At 38.2% G+C, this 16,411-nt stretch carries 15 protein-coding genes; 1 reads left to right on the top strand and 14 read right to left on the bottom strand.

The annotated features are described in order from the left end of the window. Nucleotides 1-3 precede the first annotated feature (3 nt). From CEQ83_RS02365 to CEQ83_RS02310, 12 genes are all read right to left on the bottom strand, one after another. Nucleotides 4-1,077, bottom strand: a complete 1,074-nt coding sequence (locus tag CEQ83_RS02365) for a dipeptide epimerase (protein WP_028412668.1) — start codon at nt 1,075-1,077, stop codon at nt 4-6. 59 nt (nt 1,078-1,136) lie between these two features. Further along, on the bottom strand, nt 1,137-2,303 hold the full coding sequence (locus tag CEQ83_RS02360; protein WP_028412669.1) for a DUF819 family protein: 1,167 nt from the start codon (nt 2,301-2,303) through the stop codon (nt 1,137-1,139). A 93-nt stretch (nt 2,304-2,396) separates the two neighbouring features. After that, nucleotides 2,397-2,720, bottom strand: coding sequence for a DUF3870 domain-containing protein (locus CEQ83_RS02355; protein ID WP_028412670.1), 324 nt, complete (start codon nt 2,718-2,720; stop codon nt 2,397-2,399). A gap of 223 nt (nt 2,721-2,943) precedes the next feature. Further along, a complete protein-coding gene (locus CEQ83_RS02350) occupies nt 2,944-3,681 on the bottom strand; it encodes a glycerophosphodiester phosphodiesterase (RefSeq protein ID WP_028412671.1) in 738 nt (245 codons plus the stop codon). Nucleotides 3,682-3,767: 86 nt separating this feature from the next. Beyond that, nucleotides 3,768-5,108, bottom strand: coding sequence for an ABC transporter substrate-binding protein (locus CEQ83_RS02345; RefSeq protein ID WP_028412672.1), 1,341 nt, complete (start codon nt 5,106-5,108; stop codon nt 3,768-3,770). 13 nt (nt 5,109-5,121) lie between these two features. Beyond that, nucleotides 5,122-5,934, bottom strand: a complete 813-nt coding sequence (locus tag CEQ83_RS02340; protein WP_028412673.1) for a carbohydrate ABC transporter permease — start codon at nt 5,932-5,934, stop codon at nt 5,122-5,124. After that, nucleotides 5,931-6,866: a carbohydrate ABC transporter permease gene (locus CEQ83_RS02335; RefSeq protein WP_028412674.1), complete on the bottom strand. Its 936-nt coding sequence runs from the start codon at nt 6,864-6,866 to the stop codon at nt 5,931-5,933. The genes CEQ83_RS02340 and CEQ83_RS02335 overlap by 4 nt, the downstream gene beginning before the upstream one ends. Continuing rightward, complete coding sequence (locus CEQ83_RS02330) at nt 6,863-7,978, bottom strand: ABC transporter ATP-binding protein (RefSeq protein WP_028412675.1); 1,116 nt, start codon at nt 7,976-7,978, stop codon at nt 6,863-6,865. The genes CEQ83_RS02335 and CEQ83_RS02330 overlap by 4 nt, the downstream gene beginning before the upstream one ends. 20 nt (nt 7,979-7,998) lie before the next feature. Continuing rightward, on the bottom strand, nt 7,999-8,577 hold the full coding sequence (locus tag CEQ83_RS02325; protein ID WP_028412676.1) for a glycerol-3-phosphate responsive antiterminator: 579 nt from the start codon (nt 8,575-8,577) through the stop codon (nt 7,999-8,001). A gap of 244 nt (nt 8,578-8,821) precedes the next feature. Further along, complete coding sequence (bioB, locus tag CEQ83_RS02320) at nt 8,822-9,817, bottom strand: biotin synthase BioB (RefSeq protein ID WP_034264346.1); 996 nt, start codon at nt 9,815-9,817, stop codon at nt 8,822-8,824. A 412-nt stretch (nt 9,818-10,229) separates the two neighbouring features. Then, the gene (locus tag CEQ83_RS02315) at nt 10,230-12,455 is read right to left on the bottom strand and encodes an alpha-galactosidase (protein ID WP_099330598.1); all 2,226 of its coding nucleotides are present in this window, start codon (nt 12,453-12,455) and stop codon (nt 10,230-10,232) included. Nucleotides 12,456-12,474: 19 nt separating this feature from the next. Next, on the bottom strand, nt 12,475-13,020 hold the full coding sequence (locus CEQ83_RS02310; protein ID WP_228123056.1) for a hypothetical protein: 546 nt from the start codon (nt 13,018-13,020) through the stop codon (nt 12,475-12,477). Nucleotides 13,021-13,341: 321 nt separating this feature from the next. Between CEQ83_RS02310 and CEQ83_RS02305 the strand changes: the two genes are divergently transcribed. Further along, complete coding sequence (locus CEQ83_RS02305) at nt 13,342-14,655, top strand: APC family permease (protein WP_028412680.1); 1,314 nt, start codon at nt 13,342-13,344, stop codon at nt 14,653-14,655. Between the two features lie 334 nt (nt 14,656-14,989). Here the strand turns inward: CEQ83_RS02305 and CEQ83_RS02300 are convergent, their stop codons facing one another. Both CEQ83_RS02300 and CEQ83_RS02295 read right to left on the bottom strand, forming a co-directional pair. Further along, nucleotides 14,990-15,781 carry an EcsC family protein gene (locus tag CEQ83_RS02300; protein ID WP_028412681.1) on the bottom strand — a complete coding sequence of 264 codons (792 nt, stop codon included), beginning with the start codon at nt 15,779-15,781 and terminating at the stop codon, nt 14,990-14,992. Nucleotides 15,782-15,805: 24 nt separating this feature from the next. After that, on the bottom strand, nt 15,806-16,411 hold the full coding sequence (locus tag CEQ83_RS02295) for a DedA family protein (RefSeq protein ID WP_013055189.1): 606 nt from the start codon (nt 16,409-16,411) through the stop codon (nt 15,806-15,808).

Here is a 16,411-nt window from a genome sequence, read left to right as displayed (position 1 = left end):
TTTTTATTTTGAGATAGGAACGGTGATTTCTCCTATTCCAGGAAGATCTGATAAGAAAACCTCTTGACCGCTGTACTTTAACACATCCAGTTCAGTTGAAAGCCAAAGAGGAGCATCTAAGTCAAAATACGTGATATTTGGATGAGCGGCTGCCAGATGAGCAGCTGCTCCCACGGAAAGTGATGGTTCCATCATGCTTCCAATCATACACGCAACACCGTTCGCCTCAGCAATACTCGCGATTTTTCTTGCTTCATTAATGCCTCCGCACTTCATTAGCTTAATATTTAAAAGATCCACGTACCGCCCGCTTACAAGCCTTAATGCATCTTTGGCAGAAAATAGACTCTCATCTGCCATAATGGGTATGTTTACTCGTTCAGTCACAAACTTTAACCCTTCCCAATCATGAGCAACGACAGGCTGTTCTACCAGTTCAATACCGAAATTGAGAGCTTCCATTTCATTAATTAATTGCACTGCTTGTTTTGGAGTCCATCCTTGATTTGCATCCAACCGAAGTTTTACATGATCCGGAATGACAGATCGAATATGTTTAATACGCTCAAGGTCTAGCTCAGGAATTGAACCTACCTTCACTTTTAAAATGTCAAATCCGTCCGCTGCACTTTTTTGTGCGTCTTCAGCCATTTTTTCAGGTGTATCAACACTTATCGTCATACACGTAGAGATAGGCTGCTTATCGCCCAAGAAAGCATATAAAGGAATGTTGAGAAACTTTGTATAAGCATCATGCAAAGCGATATCAGCAGCCGCTTTAGCACTTGAATTGTGAATACAGCAGCTTTGAATTTTTTTTAAGAGTTTTTGAAACTGACGTATATCCTCCCCTATTAGCGCTAGTTTAATAGGTCCTTGAAGTGCAGCTTGAATGCCTTCTAAAGAATCGCCTGTAATAACATATGTTGGCGAAGCCGCTCCTTTTCCTTTTATTCCGTTTTCTAACTGAATCTCTACACTTATGCTGTCTATCTCTGTTGCTGTTCGAAGCGCTGTTTTAAACGGAACGAGCAGTGGAACGGTTTGATGCTTTACAGTTATGTCTTTAATTATCATTTCAATCGCTTCCTTTCGATTCAGCACACATGTTCTTTTATACCTATTTTGGTTTATTCTTAGATCGCCCCTAAAATTTTGGCGATCATCATACCAAAATAAGTACCTAAGAAGGAACCCATCAGAGCCATAATGACTCCTACCGGAATCAGTGCACGGTTATAAGCAGCTGCAAGCATTGGAGCAGACGCCATTCCGCCAATATTAGCTAAACTGGCTACCCCGAGCGTAAATAAATCATATTTAAATAGTTTAGCTAGCAACAGCATGATCACTAAGTGGACGAACATAATGAGAAAACCAGATACTAAGTAAATAGGAGCCTGAACTAAATTTGAAAAATCTGATTGAGAAGCAATTAACGCTACAACGATGTATAACATAACGTTTGATACATCGAGCGTACCTGGAATTTTTGCCGCTGGAGTTACAGCAAGCACTAAACCAACGACAGAAGCAATCATAATCGTCCAGCTCGTTGCATTAATAACGGCTCCCACTTCAGGCAAACGCCCTCCGATAAATGTAGACAATGCCGAAACGAACAAACCTAGCCCAAGCAAATAAAGAAGATGCTGAAACTGAGGACCTTCTTTTTCGCTTTCAGATGTTGCTGCGACTTCATCTATACTATTCTCAATAAAGCTGACGTCTGCTTTTGTCCATTTATTAAATTTAGATGCAAATGGTACAAGCCAAAACATAAACATAACCCATACGGCATAGTTAATCGTATCCATCATAAGAGCGTAGCCAAATATATTTTCTGGAACATCCAAAATCCCTTGAAGGGCAACCATGTTAGCTGACCCACCGGTCCAACTTCCTGATAAAGCACCAAAAGCTTTCCACGTATCCTCTACATAGAAATTCTTAAAGATGGCATAGACGAGGAAAAAGCCTATCATTATACTAAAAACCGCAACGATGAATCCTCCCAGCATTCTTGGACCAAGTTTAATTACACTTCGAACATCACACTTTAACAGCATAAGCATCAGCATAGCAGGAAGAAGTGCATTTTTAACGCCTGCATACATGGCGGCATTTGACTCGCTATCCCCAAATAATCCTGCCGTTTGCATAAGAGCCGCTCCTATATAAATAAGTACAATACCTGGAATAAACTTAAAAAATCCATTGGCTTTAAATCGTTTTTCAATCCCTACCATGAGCGCAGCAAAGGCAGTTAACACACTCACATACATAAATCCATCTTGAATCATTTATTCTTCCCCCTTCATCTCCCCGAAAATGTTTTTATGCAAAACAAAATCCAGCCCAACGTTTGAAAACGTCAGGCTGGATTTCGTCTAGGTCTATGTAGACAAAGCAGCTGTTATTTGCTGATATTTTTTCTGTGCATCATGAAACGCTACCACCAGCGCTTTTTGGGAAGACCCGAAGTAGCGGCTGTTAATGTCGTCTATAAGGGTGGGATCACTTATATGACGTCCAATAAAAATTGATTGAACAAATCGAACGGTTAACTCAATCGTCGCTGAGCATTCCACATCAATAATTTTTCCATTTGTTTTATCAACTACCAATCCTAGAAAATACTGATTGAACTTTTTAGTAATCGGATTGCTTTGAGGAGCTTTGGCATCTCCAATAATATAGATAGTATCTTGATCATACATGATTTTTTATTCCTCCTAAAAGAGATAACAGACGATGCTAGGGACCGGCAAATGAACGTTTGCGGAGCTACGCAACATGTATCCGCTTTCATAAGGAACATTATAATCTACTCTCAATATATCATCTATAAAACAATTTCACAATATAAATTTTATACTATTCAGAATAAAATAATATTTACCCTATAAAAAAGGCCGTACGAATACATACGGCCTTTCTTCGTCATCCTTTGAACATTGTAGAGGAAAAACGGTTAGGGTAATCTGTCATCACTACTTTTACTGAAGCCTGCTGGAGCTTCAAAAAGTCATTCAGTTCATTAATTGTATATACTCGTAAGTCTAATCCTTCTTGCTTTGCTTTTTTCCCGTACGAAGAAAGAGCAAACGACATATCACAGTGCAGGTGCGCACCTATCGATTTTGCTTTTCCAATCGCATCTTCACTCACCCCTTCAAATAAAAATCCTGTTGGGATATATGAATGGAGAGATCTCACTTTAGCCAAGCTATCATAGTTAAAAGATGACAAAATAACTTGATCTTCTAAATCAAACTCATCGATTAGACGAAGAACTTTTTCCTCAAGTTTTGGATAGTAAATTTGGTCATTTTTTAATTCAATGTTCACGGTCATTTCTGTCTTTTTGTCCATCATCCACTCAAACACTTCTATTAACGTGGGAATTGATTGTTTAGAAAAACGAGAATCATACCAGCTTCCAGCATCGAATAACCGCAGCTGTTTATATGAAAATTCTTGAACATATCCCATTCCATTCGTCGTTCTGTCAATTCGTTCATCGTGAATCACTACTATTTCTCCGTCTTTGGTTAGTTGTACATCCAATTCAATACCTGAAACTCGCATTTTTCTAGCTTCTTCAAATGCAATCATTGTATTTTCAGGATATCGTCCGCTAAAGCCGCGATGCGCATAAAGATCAATTGAATTATTCATTGTCCTCTATCTCCCCTAACTAGTCATTCACTAAATAAAAAGCTCGTCCTCAAAATAACTTGAAAGACGAGCTTCGTAATCATACGTTATTTTTGATTGGCTACTTCTAATGCTCTATTCGTTTCTTTTGCTGCTTGATCAAGTGCTTGTTTCGGCTTTACTCCCTGGTACAGGCTCTCCATTCCTGTTACTACCTTTTGGCGTGATTCCGGAAATACCGAAATTAAAGCGCCTTGTGTTGCCGGAGTTGATTTAGTTTTATGAAGCTGATCAACCGTCACTTTTAGTTGAGGATATTTTTTCCATTCTTTCTTTACGATTTCTTGATCATATGCTTTAGGATTAACCGCAAAATAGCCACTTTCCACGTGCCATTTTGCCTGAACTTCTGGTGTTGCTAAATATTTCATGAAGTCCCACGCCGCTTTAGATGTTTCATCACTAATTCCTTTAGACATCCATAAAGATGCTCCCCCGATAGCTACTCCTTGGCGATCCTCTTCTTTTGGCACAGGAAGATCTGATACACCCACATCAAATGGAGCATTGTCTACTAATGTTTTAATACCTGCTGATGAATCTAAAAACATTGCAATTTTTTTAGATTGAAATGCTGCGCGCATATCGTCCCAGTTTTGCCCTACATTGTAGAAAGTACCTTCTTTGTACATGTCATTGATTAAATTAAATGCGTTTTGTCCTTCTTTTCCATTAAATACTGCCTTCTCGGCATCCCCTTTACGACCGTTTTCGTGATCTACATACAAACCGCCTTGAGAAGCAACTAGCTCTTCAAAGAACCATCCGTAATTTAGAATTGAAAAACCGTATTGTGATGTTTTATTTCCTTGTTTCTCTGTTAGTTTCTTTGCAGCTGCCTTTAATTCATCATACGTTTTTGGTGGATTTTCAGGATCTAACCCTGCTTTTTTAAAGGCATCTTTGTTGTAAACTAACACAGGTGTTGAAGAGTTAAACGGCATTGAATATTGCTTTCCATCTACTTGGTAATAGCTTGAAATATTTTTCTCCCACTGTGAAGTATCGTAGTGGTCTTCATCAATGAATTTTTGAACAGGCTGAACCTTACCACTGTCTATCATGAATTTCGTTCCTACTTCGAACGTTTGCATGATAGCCGGTGCATCTTTAGTTCCTGCTACCGTATTAAATTTTGTTTGTGCTTCCTCATACGTTCCTTGGAAAACGGGCTTTACTTCAACTTTATCCTGAGATTTATTGTACTCATCGACTATTTTATTGAGTGATTTTTCAAGGTCACCGCTCATGGCGTGCCAAAAAACGACTTCTGTTTTACCTGATGCTGTTTTTTTAGTTTCTTGCGCTTCCGAAGAACCAGTTGAGTTTGAGCAAGCGCCTAGAATGACTAGCAAGCATGCCGTTACGATAGCCAATATCTTTTTCATCACATTCACTCTCCTATTTAATTGCACCTTGTGTTAATCCTTTTTGAAGACGTTTTTGACCTAGGAATAATAGTAATAATGTCGGTATAATAACAACTACGACAGCGGCCATAACCACTCCCCAATCAGTTGAAATCTCCTGCGTTTGCATTTGTTTTAAACCAATCTGAACGGTACGAACATCCTCTGTATTTGTAACTAACAGTGGCCATAAATACATATTCCATGTTGTTAAAAAGCTATATACGCCAAGCGTAACTAGACTTGTTTTAGAAACAGGAAGCACAACATTCCAAAAGAAACGAAAGCGGCTGATCCCTGCGACTTGAGAAGCTTCATACAGCTCGCCCGGAATGGTTTTAAACTGTTGACGCAATAAAAATGTTCCAAATGCTAAGGCGAAAAAAGGAATTGTTAATCCCAAATAGTTATTAATCCAGCCTAGCTTTTGTGCTGTTAAAAAGTTAGGAACCATCGTTGCTTCCCATGGAATCATCATCGTAGAAATAAAGAGAAAGAAAATAGCATCTCTTCCTTTAAATTTAATAAATACAAATGCAAAAGCAGCCAAACTTGAAACTAACAGCTGCCCAGCCATGACAAAAATAGATACAGCAAAACTATTAATTAAATAATGAAGCAGCGGAACTTTTTCAAAAGCATCCCGATAGTTTTCAAATGAAAAAGATGATGGCCAAATCTTCCCTTCCAACACTTCCGCTCCACTCATAAAACTAATGGAAAAAGCGTATAGAATAGGAAACATCAATACTAAAGTAGCTGCAATGAGTAACAAATAAGTTGTCCATTTTCTCGTGATGCTCATTGATAATGTACCTTCCTTTCTCCAAGCTTAAATTGAAGAGCCGTAACCAGTAGAATACAGAAAAACAAAATTGTAGCTTGAGCACTTGCAGAGCCAACATTATAGTTTACAAATGCATCTTTGTAGATTGAATAAACAATGACATTTGTGGAATCTGTAGGCCCGCCTTTTGTTAAAATGTCAATTTGTCCAAACGTTTGAAACGCGTTAATAAACGAAACGGTGATAATAAAAAACAGCGTTGGCGAAAGCATAGGAAGCGTAATTTTACGGAGCTGATACCAATAGCTAACTCCAGCAATACGCGCGTTTTCATACAGCTTTTCATCAATATTTTGTAACCCGCCAAGTAAAATTAAAAAGGTAAACCCAATGTTCATCCAAATCGTAGAGATGGACACAGCAATCAGCGCATACTTAGGATCTAATAACCACTGCACATCATGAATGCCTACAAGATTTAATACTTTATTAATAACACCGATTGTCGGGTTATACATAAACATCCAAATTACAGAAGAAGCCGCTACGCTCATTCCCATCGTAGATGAAAACATTGTTCTGAAAAAACCAATTCCTTTTAGCTTTTCATTTGCGATTAGCGCTAGGAATAATGCAATAATTAAGCCAATAGGCACCGTGTATAGTACAAATAAAAAAGTGGCTTTCATACTTTGTAAAAAGTTTGGATCTGTAAATAGATAAAAGAAATTTTGTAATCCTACAAATTTCAAGGGATTTCCCTGTGTGTCTGTAATAAAAAGACTTAAATATAAGGTCTTAATCATTGGGTAGAAAAGAAATACACCAAATAACAATAATGATGGCAGCAAGTAAGATAATCCTACCAATAGGTTAGGCATTGACTTCTTTTCTTGTGGATTTGATGAAACAGAAACAGGCGAGTTTGCTGTTTTGGTAACAGCACTCATACAAATGCCCCCTTTACAGTTAAATCTTCCGTTGATGGTTCATAGTGCAAGCATGAACCTGTATCACTATCAAATAAAAACAGGTGTTTTGGATCGATAAAAATAGGGACGCGCTCTCCCACTTTTATATTCCATTGACCGTTCCACTTAGCCATCCACTGTTTGTCTCCCATTTGAAATGTAAGCAGTGTTTCCGTTCCTAGAATTTCGACATTATCTACCTCTACGATAAAGCTGGTGTTGTCGTTTGTCGCAAGCTGAACGTGCTCAGGTCTTACTCCAACCACAACTTCCTTTTTACCGCTAAGGTTGTTGTATGATGCACTCATAGAAATAGCTCTTCTATCTTCAAAAACGAGTAAGTTATTTTCTATAGAAACGTTTGATAAGTTCATAGGGGGAGAACCTATAAACGACGCTACGAACGTGTTTGCCGGTGCATTGTAAATATCGAGCGGACGCCCAACCTGCTGAATATTACCTCCATTTAAAATCATCATTCGATCCGCCATCGTCATCGCTTCCGTTTGATCATGCGTGACATAAATCATCGTAATACCTAACTTACGCTGAATCTGGCGAATTTCTGATCTCATCTTTGCTCGCAGCTTCGCATCCAAGTTGGATAACGGCTCATCCATCAGGCAAATAGGTGAATGAGTAACTATAGCACGTGCGAGTGCTACACGCTGACGCTGTCCTCCCGAAAGCTGTCTAGGCTTTCGTTTTAAATATTCACTTAAACCAAGCATTTCTGCTGCTTCCCTGCAGCGCTTGTGCTGTTCTTGCTTTGAAATCTTCTTTGTATGCAGACCAAAAAGAATATTTTGTTCTACTGTCAAATGCGGATATAAAGCATAGTTTTGAAACACCATGGACAAATCGCGCTGACTTGGAAGCAGTTTATTTGCTTTTACATCCCCGATTAGCAACTCTCCCTGTGTGACTTCTTCTAATCCGGCAATCATTCGCAGCATTGTACTTTTCCCGCACCCTGAAGGACCTACTAATACGAAGAATTCTCCAGGTTCAATTGTGACATTAATATCTTGAATGACATTTGTTTTTTGATCGTATGACTTTCCAACGTTAACTAACTCTACTTTTTTCATTAAAAACGCTCCTTTCTCGCTCATTCATATTTTTTCCATAGCCATGATTTTCCTGTAGAAACTGCCGTAGCCCCTGCTTTTAAAGCAGCTTGGATATGGCTTTCATTTTGAATGAGTCCACCTGTAATAATAGGGATACTTGTTTTTTTAACGATTTTCTCTATCATCTCCGGAATCAATCCTGGCATTAGTTCTAATGCATCCGGTTTAATATCTTGAACGGTTTTTAACCCCTGTGCTACTGCGTCTGTATCCACTAAAAACAGCCGCTGAATAGCAACCAGCCCTTCCTGTTTTGCGTAATTAATGAGTGAACTTTTAGTGGTTACGATACCTGTGGGCTTTACAAACTTAGCGAGAAATTTAAGCCCTTCCCGGTCATAGCTAATTCCCGGAATTTTTTCAATGTGTAAGAAAACCGTTCGATTATGCTGTTTGAGTAAATCTACATAGCGTTTAATTACACTGATGTTTCCCGTTAATAAAAAGGCGGCCTGGATCTCTGTTTCTAAAAATTGCTCTAAATTTTTCGGACTTTTAATGGATGCAATTAAACGATCTTGTCCAAGCTGTTGTAAGAAATCTGCTTCCTTATTCAAAACGATTCCTTCCTTTCATTTATAAAAAAACCACAAAAAACGCATAGGATGTTTATATAGACCTATTGTTTTTTGTGGTTTCTCAATTTCATAACCTTAGTAACTATTCACTTATCGTTCACATGTTTTATAATAATGGTTATTTGTGAAGGCAATATAAAGAAGCTGTTGAGTTTTGTAAAGTAAACGTATAGTTCCTGTAAATCTGCTGAAGATAAAAAAAGCCGTTGATTTCTCAACGGCTTCACAGTGCACATTCTTCGATTTCAAATCCTAAATCTTCAATTAATCCCCAGTCAGCTGTAGGTTCTTGACCTTGAGTCGTTAAATAATCGCCTACAAAAATTGAGTTTGCAGCAAACAAACCAAGCGGCTGAAGTGATCTGAGGTTAACTTCTCTGCCTCCTGAAATTCGAATTTCTTTGGTTGGATTTACAAAACGCATCATCGCTAACAGCTTTAAGCATTGCATTGGCTTTAACGCCTTTTTGTCTTCTAGAGGCGTTCCTGGAACGGCAACAAGAAAATTGCATGGAATAGAATCTGCATCTAACTTTTTAATTTGAAAAGCTAATTCAACGGCTTGTTCATTTGTCTCGCCCATTCCAAAAATTGCACCGGAACAAGGTGACAAACCTGCTTTTTTAGATGTAGTAACCGTATCGACTCGATCTTCATAGCCATGCGTAGAACAAATATTGTCATAGTTATCAGCGTGAGTATTTAAATTATGATTATAGCGATGAACACCCGCCTCGACTAGTTCGTGTGCTTGATCATCTGTTAAAAATCCTAGACAGGCACAGATTTTCAAGTCTGTCTTTTGACGAATTTCCTTTACCGCTCCAACTACGTGCGCTACTTCTTTATCAGTAGGGCGGCGGCCTGACGCTACGATGCAATATGTACCTGCTTTTCTTTTTTGAGCTTCAAAAGCACCTTCTACAATTTTCTCTTTTGTTAACCACGCATACTTATCAATCGGCGCTTCTGATACAATCGACTGCGAACAATATCCACAGTCTTCTGGGCATAAACCCGATTTAGTATTAATAATCATATTAAGCTTTACTTTTTTTCCATAATGATGATGACGAATTAAGTACGCGGCATTCATGACCTCTAACACTTCTTCATCCGGTACATAAAGAAGTTGAAGCGCTTCTTTATATGTAATTTCTTTCCCTTTAATAATAGACTGAGCAAGTGCTTTCCAATCTCTTAAACTTGTGGTTTCCATCGATTCCCCTCCACTTTAGTAAACTAAAAAAATATAAAGTTAACAATTATAACTAAAAGTTACCATTATCACGCCTTTTATGTCAACACTTCATAAATAATAGTTAACTTAAAGAGGCTGGGACAAAAGTAGTTGAGCCCAAGTAAAAAACGAACCATTCATCAACCTGTTTGATGAGTGGTTCGTTTTTTTTTGATGATGCATATCGTTTTATTTGTTTCGTTCCTTCTAGCAGTTGATTGGAGGGCAAGGCGAAGACTCCTGCGGGAAAAGCGGAACAGGTGAGACCCCGCAGGAGCGAAAGCGAAGCCTTGCACGGAAATCAATTGCGGTGTCATAAGCAGTCCAGCTCATGTATCTCATTTGTTCATCTTTCGATTGGATTTATTTCGTTATGTCCCAGCCTCTTTGCTTATTGCGCTTGCAGTGTGTAAATAACCGATACAAAGTCTCCAGATTTTTTATCGTATGCTTCAACACCCGGATATTCATGAGTTAGAGCAATTCCTGCGTACATGAGCTCATCTCCATAAGCTGTTTGGTCTGTTTCCATCACTGTATATTCATAATCAGGATGAAGCCCTTTTAGCTCAATGCGTTCATAAGAAGGATTTGATCTAGCTAATACTTGATAATAACCGATGATTGCCTGCTTTTGATCGGATGAAACAACCATCCAGCTCGTCACATTTCCATCTTGTTCAAACGGACTTTTTAATCGATAGAATCTTCCATTTTGAATAAGAGATCGGTATTTTTTATAATACTGAATTTGTTTTTTTACCGTTTCTTTTTCATCTTCTGTCATCAGCGTAACATCTAACTCATAACCGAATGCGCCAAAATACGCAACGTCTCCTCTTGTTTCTAGACTTGTTACTCTGCGTACTTGATGATTTGGTACGGCTGATACGTGTGCTCCCATTGAACTGATTGGATAAGCAAAAGACGTGCCGTACTGAATTTTTAGACGTTCAATCGCGTCCGTGTTATCGCTCGTCCAAGCTTGAGGAGCATAATAAAGCATTCCCGGATCAAATCTAGCGCCCCCGCTTGCACACGATTCAAATAAAATATCCGGAAACTTCTTTGTTAGTCGCTCATACAAATCATATACTCCTAAAATGTAGCGATGTACTACTTCAAACTGGCGATTCGCGGGTAGCCCAACAGATCCAATCTCCGTTATATTTCGGTTCATATCCCATTTTATATACGAGATAGGTGCTTCACTTAAAATAGCTTCCATTCGTTCATAAATATAATTCACTACTTCTTCTCGTGAAAAATCAAGCACATATTGATTTCGTCCATGAGACTGATGACGATTTGGCACATGAATCAACCAATCTGGATGCTTTTCATACAAGTTGCTTTGCTTTGAAATCATTTCAGGTTCAAACCATAATCCAAAGTCCATACCTAAATCCGTTACTTTTTGAGCCAATGATTTCATACCGCCCGGAAGCTTTTTTTCATCTACAAACCAGTCTCCAAGAGAAGTTGTATCATCATTACGTTTACCAAACCAGCCGTCATCCAATACAAAAAGTTCAACGCCCAGCTTTTGTGCTTCTTTGGCAATGTGTACAATTTTCTCTTCGTTAAAATCAAAATACGTCGCTTCCCAGTTATTAATTAAAACTGGTCGCTCTAAATCCCGCCATTTTCCTCTAGCGAGACGCTTGCGATAAAGCTCATGATACTCTTGGCTAAGACCGTTTAGCCCGTTATTTGAATAAGCCAATACTAGTTCTGGTGATTGAAAAGTTTGTCCACTTTCTAGTCGCCACTGAAAATCAAAAGGATGAATACCCATCGTTATTCTTGATACATTATAGTGATCTACTTCCACTTGTCCAAGAAAGTTTCCGCTGTATACAAGACTAAAACCGTACGCTTCTCCACTGTGTTCAGTTGCAGCTGGATTCTTTAAAATTAAAAATGGGTTTTGCTGACTGCTGCTTGTACCTCTCGCACTAGAAATACTTTGAATACCCGGCTGAAGCATTCTTGTTTTCACGTGTCTCTCTCGAATCCAAGCACCGGAAAGCTGAACCATTTCATAGTTTGATGTGGGCAAATCAATGCTGCCGCTCATGATACGCAAAATATCGACTGGTTCTTCTCCTCTATGTTCAAATCGTGCGTGACGCGTAATAATATTTCGGTCTTCGTAAACGGTATACGTTAAAATAAGTGATGCATTGAGCAATTTATCAATCAGTTCAACTTCTACACTCGTGGCTTCACTCTCTTCTTCTACGTATGTAGCAGGTAAGCCGTTTAATGACTTCTTGCCCTTGTAAATTTTATGGTTATCGTATTCAAAATTGGTGACTCGGCTTCCGTTTTGCTGAAGAAGTTGGTAGGCTGGCTCTCTGAAGTCTGTTGTCCCATAAGAAGGATACTCTTGTTTGATTGTTTCAAGAGAAAATGCTAGTTCTCCTTCATAGACCGAAGCGCTAGCTCCTCTTGTTTCCACACGTAAAAAATGCTGAAAAGACGGACGGTGCTTAAGCTTTTTTCCATAGTATAAGTGACCAAGCTGCTCGTTTCTCAACACTGAAAAGATATAACTTACATCGCGGCCCTGCAGGTGAAACTCCTTTGTACGTTCATTAAATAAGATCCCCACTTTATCTCTCTCCTCACCATCAAATATCTAACGAGACATTTCCTTTTTCATCTATTGCCGTTGCATGCTCAACAGCAGATGCTAGATTAATCTCTTTTCTTTCATACCATTTCGCTAAATCTTTGAATAACTCTTCTGTTTCAATCATTCTTGTATCTACTCGCAGTTCAGTTTCGTAGCTATGAAGAGACCAAGTGCTTTCACTAAATAAGTTCATCTCCACATCTAGACACATTTCCTTCCAATTGGGGGCACACCGAATAGGGTGAAGTATGTCTGAACATGCAATAGTGTAGCGGTTAGAGCCATTTTTATTTATAAAACAATGAACAGAAGAGGTACTCACATCTCCCTGACTAGTTTGTATAGATTTATATAGCTGGATATCTAACAACGGAACGCTCCATTTTAACGCCATTTTTGGAAGACTTCTTTTTTTAATCGACTTGACCGTTAATTTAATAAAATAAACACCATCTTTTTTTGTTTCATCCAATACAACATGCACACCTGGTCCCTTGTTTATCTCCAAGTTTATATAGGGTGTAGCAATCACTTCCTTCATCTCCTTTATCATCATTATAAGTTTATACACCCGCAAAAATGTAACCGCATTCAAAAGTTTGTTTTCGTATTTATTACAAGTAGATCATACTAATCGAAAGCTTTTTTACTTTCTTTCATTTTATGTAAAATGCTTTCTAGACTCAATGGTAAAAATCAAAGTGAAAAAAAGCATTTTTTTGCTTTATCTAGTAATTAACTAAACGCTCTTTATCTCTTAGCGCGCAATTTTCTCTTCTTTTTCAAAAAAAGATGACAAATCTAACAATATAGTATAATAATAAATATTGCAGAATGATTATACACAGAAAGGATGACAAATATGAATCATGGACCTTCTCTTCTTAAACAACTAAAATTATGGCATATCGTCGTGATAGGATTAGGCTACATGGCACCCATGGCCGTTTTCGATACATTTGGCATTGTAACTGAATCCACAGATGGACATGTTTCAGGTGCTTATGCATTCACGTTGATTGCTATTTTATTCACAGCCATTAGTTATGGAAAAATGGTAAAAGCTTTTCCCGGAGCTGGTTCTTCTTATACATACGCACAGCAAGTAATGAATCCAAGCATTGGTTTTTTGGTAGGATGGACGGCTCTTCTTGATTATCTATTTCTACCGATGATTAATGCACTTTTGACAAATATTTACCTAAGCTCTCTGTTTCCAGGTGTTCCAAAAGCCGTATGGATTATCAGCTTTGTGGTCATCATGACCATAATGAATATTTTTAGCGTTCATTTAACCGTTTCTTTTGGTACGCTATTAGTTGCTTTTCAAATTTTAGTAGCTATCATCTTTATTATTTTAAGTGCTACAACTCAAGGGCAAGAGCTATCATTTAAACCGTTTATAAGTGAATCGGCTTCTATATCTCTTTTATTAAACGGAGCAGCTATTTTATGCTTTTCTTTTTTAGGGTTTGATGCTGTAACCACCATGGCTGAAGAAACACTTAAGCCTGAGAAAACCATTCCCAAAGGGATTCTCATTATTGCATGTACGGGAGGCGCCTTATTTATTACGGTTTCTTACTTTGCTCAGCTTCTTTTCCCTTCAGCCTCTTTGTTTCATGATTTAGAAGGTGCATCGGCTGAAATCGCTTATAAAATTGGCGGCCAGCTGTTTCAATCTATTTTTGTAGCAGCAGCCTTAACATCAACTATTGCTTCTGGACTTGTCTCACATATGAGTGCATCAAGACTTCTCTACGCAATTGGGAAAGATGGTTATCTGCCGCGGAGAATTTTTGGCTATATTCACCCTAAAACAAAGACGCCTGTTTGGAACGTAGTCATTATTGGTGGTCTCTCTTTAATTTCACTAAGTCTGTCTCTTGAAAAAGCTACCTCTTTAATTAATTTTGGTGCTTTAATTGCGTTCAGTTCAGTTAACATAGCGGTTTTTATCCATTATTTTATTCAACAAAACAAACGATCTCTCAGTGGATATATTTCATATGTACTTATGCCTTTACTCGGCAGTTTATTTTTATTTTTTATGTGGCTTAACTTAGAAAAAACATCCTTATTTATCGGTATTGTATGGAGTATAATTGGCATTATTTATTTACTGATTGCCAGACGAAAAAATACTATTACCATTCCTACTTTTCATTTTGATTAAGGAAATAGGCTTAACACACCTCGACATATTTCCCCAGAAATAATGTCGAAAAAAAGTAATTGAGACATAAACAAATCAATCCCATCTACACACGAACAAAAAGGTAAACGATCTAATATAAATCGCTCGTTACACCGCTTTTGATTTCCGTGCAAGGCTTTGCTTTCCGCGGGAGTCTTCGCCTTGCCCTCCAATCAACACCTAGAGGCAACTAAATACATGAAAGCTACATTTACTATATCAATAAAAAAATCCGAACGTATTTGATTCTCAACTAAGAATCAAACTCGTTCGGATTTTTCTTCAACTAAAATACTTTCATACCAGCCTATTTTTATTTTTTAGATTGTGAGACTTTTTCTAAAATGCGTCTTTTACGGTAAAGCATCATTCCAACTTCTCCTATATCGCTAATCGCTTGTTTGTTAATATACGCCCCAAACACCATCCCTGCTATAGGAATCATTTGAAATAGCTTTTTCCATCCCAAGTTGTCTCTATAGGTTAGAAACACTTCTCTCCAACCTTGGAGCTGCTGCAAGCTCTGCGTTCGATTGCCGCTTGCTAATTCTTCTAAAATCGCACGCTTTCCTACAATATCAGAGGATGAAAACTGCATGCATTTGACCATAAAAATGCGTTCCTCTTGCTCAGTGGGATCGTAACCATAAGAAACAGCCACTTCTTGCAGTGTCTTAAGCGTAAGTCCCAATACAAAAGGAATATCAATCGCCAGTGTAAAAATTCCACCTACTCCGGTTGTAGCTCCTTGCAGCTGCGCATTCTTTTTTCGAACTTCAATAAAATACTCCGCCAACTCATCCATTTCCTGCAGAGATAAATGCTGAACATCCTCTATTGACAGCTGCTTATTTTCTTGTAATTGGGCTGATGCTTTCTCTAGCGTGGCAGACGTATTAGCTAAATACTGGCCTCCATTATCAACATACTTAGCAATTTCATCTAATAATTTTTCTATTTTTTGATGAATGAACTTTGGCGTTACTTTATCTAAAGCTGAAAAAGGCAAGCGAGCCAGCCGCTCCCAGAAAAAAAGTCCTTTTTGGTCTTTCTCCCACTTTTCAATTTTTCGTAATTCTATTCTCAATTGTTCATGCTCTGACATATCCTCACTCTTTTCCTCGATTTATCAGCTCTGTCCTACTTGTTTATTCCGCACATATTTAATGATAAAAAACAACGCAATTAAAACAACAATTCCGATTCCAATAGGCTGCATGTATTGAGATACAATCGGACCCACCTCTTTCCACTTAGGTCCTAACTTATATCCTAAATATACGTAAATAGCCGTTACTGGAAGCATCGCAACAAATGTGTAAATAGAAAACAGCCATACATTCATTTTTGCCATCCCGCATGGAAAAGAGATAGCCGTACGCACTCCTGGAATAAACCGTCCAAAAAAAGCGACCCCGCTGCCGTACTTATTAAAAAAGCGATCGGCAGCGTCAATTTCTTTTTCTTTCACCAAAAAATATTTTCCATATTTTAAAACTAGCGGTCGTCCACCGTAACGTCCCAGTGCATAAAGAGTCAACGGTCCACACACACCGCCTACTGTACCTGCAAGGATAGCCAGATACAAGTTCATATCACCTTGGTACACCCAATACCCTACTAAAGGTAAAACAAGCTCTGCGGGGACAAACTCAAACGTTAATGCTAAAATTACGCCAAAATAAGAGAGCTGTTTTAGCGCTTCAATTAAAGAAAGTAAAACCGACTCTAACAA

The sequence above is a fragment of the Priestia megaterium genome, from assembly GCF_009497655.1.
GTDB classification, from domain to species: domain Bacteria; phylum Bacillota; class Bacilli; order Bacillales; family Bacillaceae_H; genus Priestia; species Priestia zanthoxyli.
The sequence above is the reverse complement of the archived record's forward strand: the minus strand, read 5'-3'. Positions and strand labels throughout refer to the sequence as shown.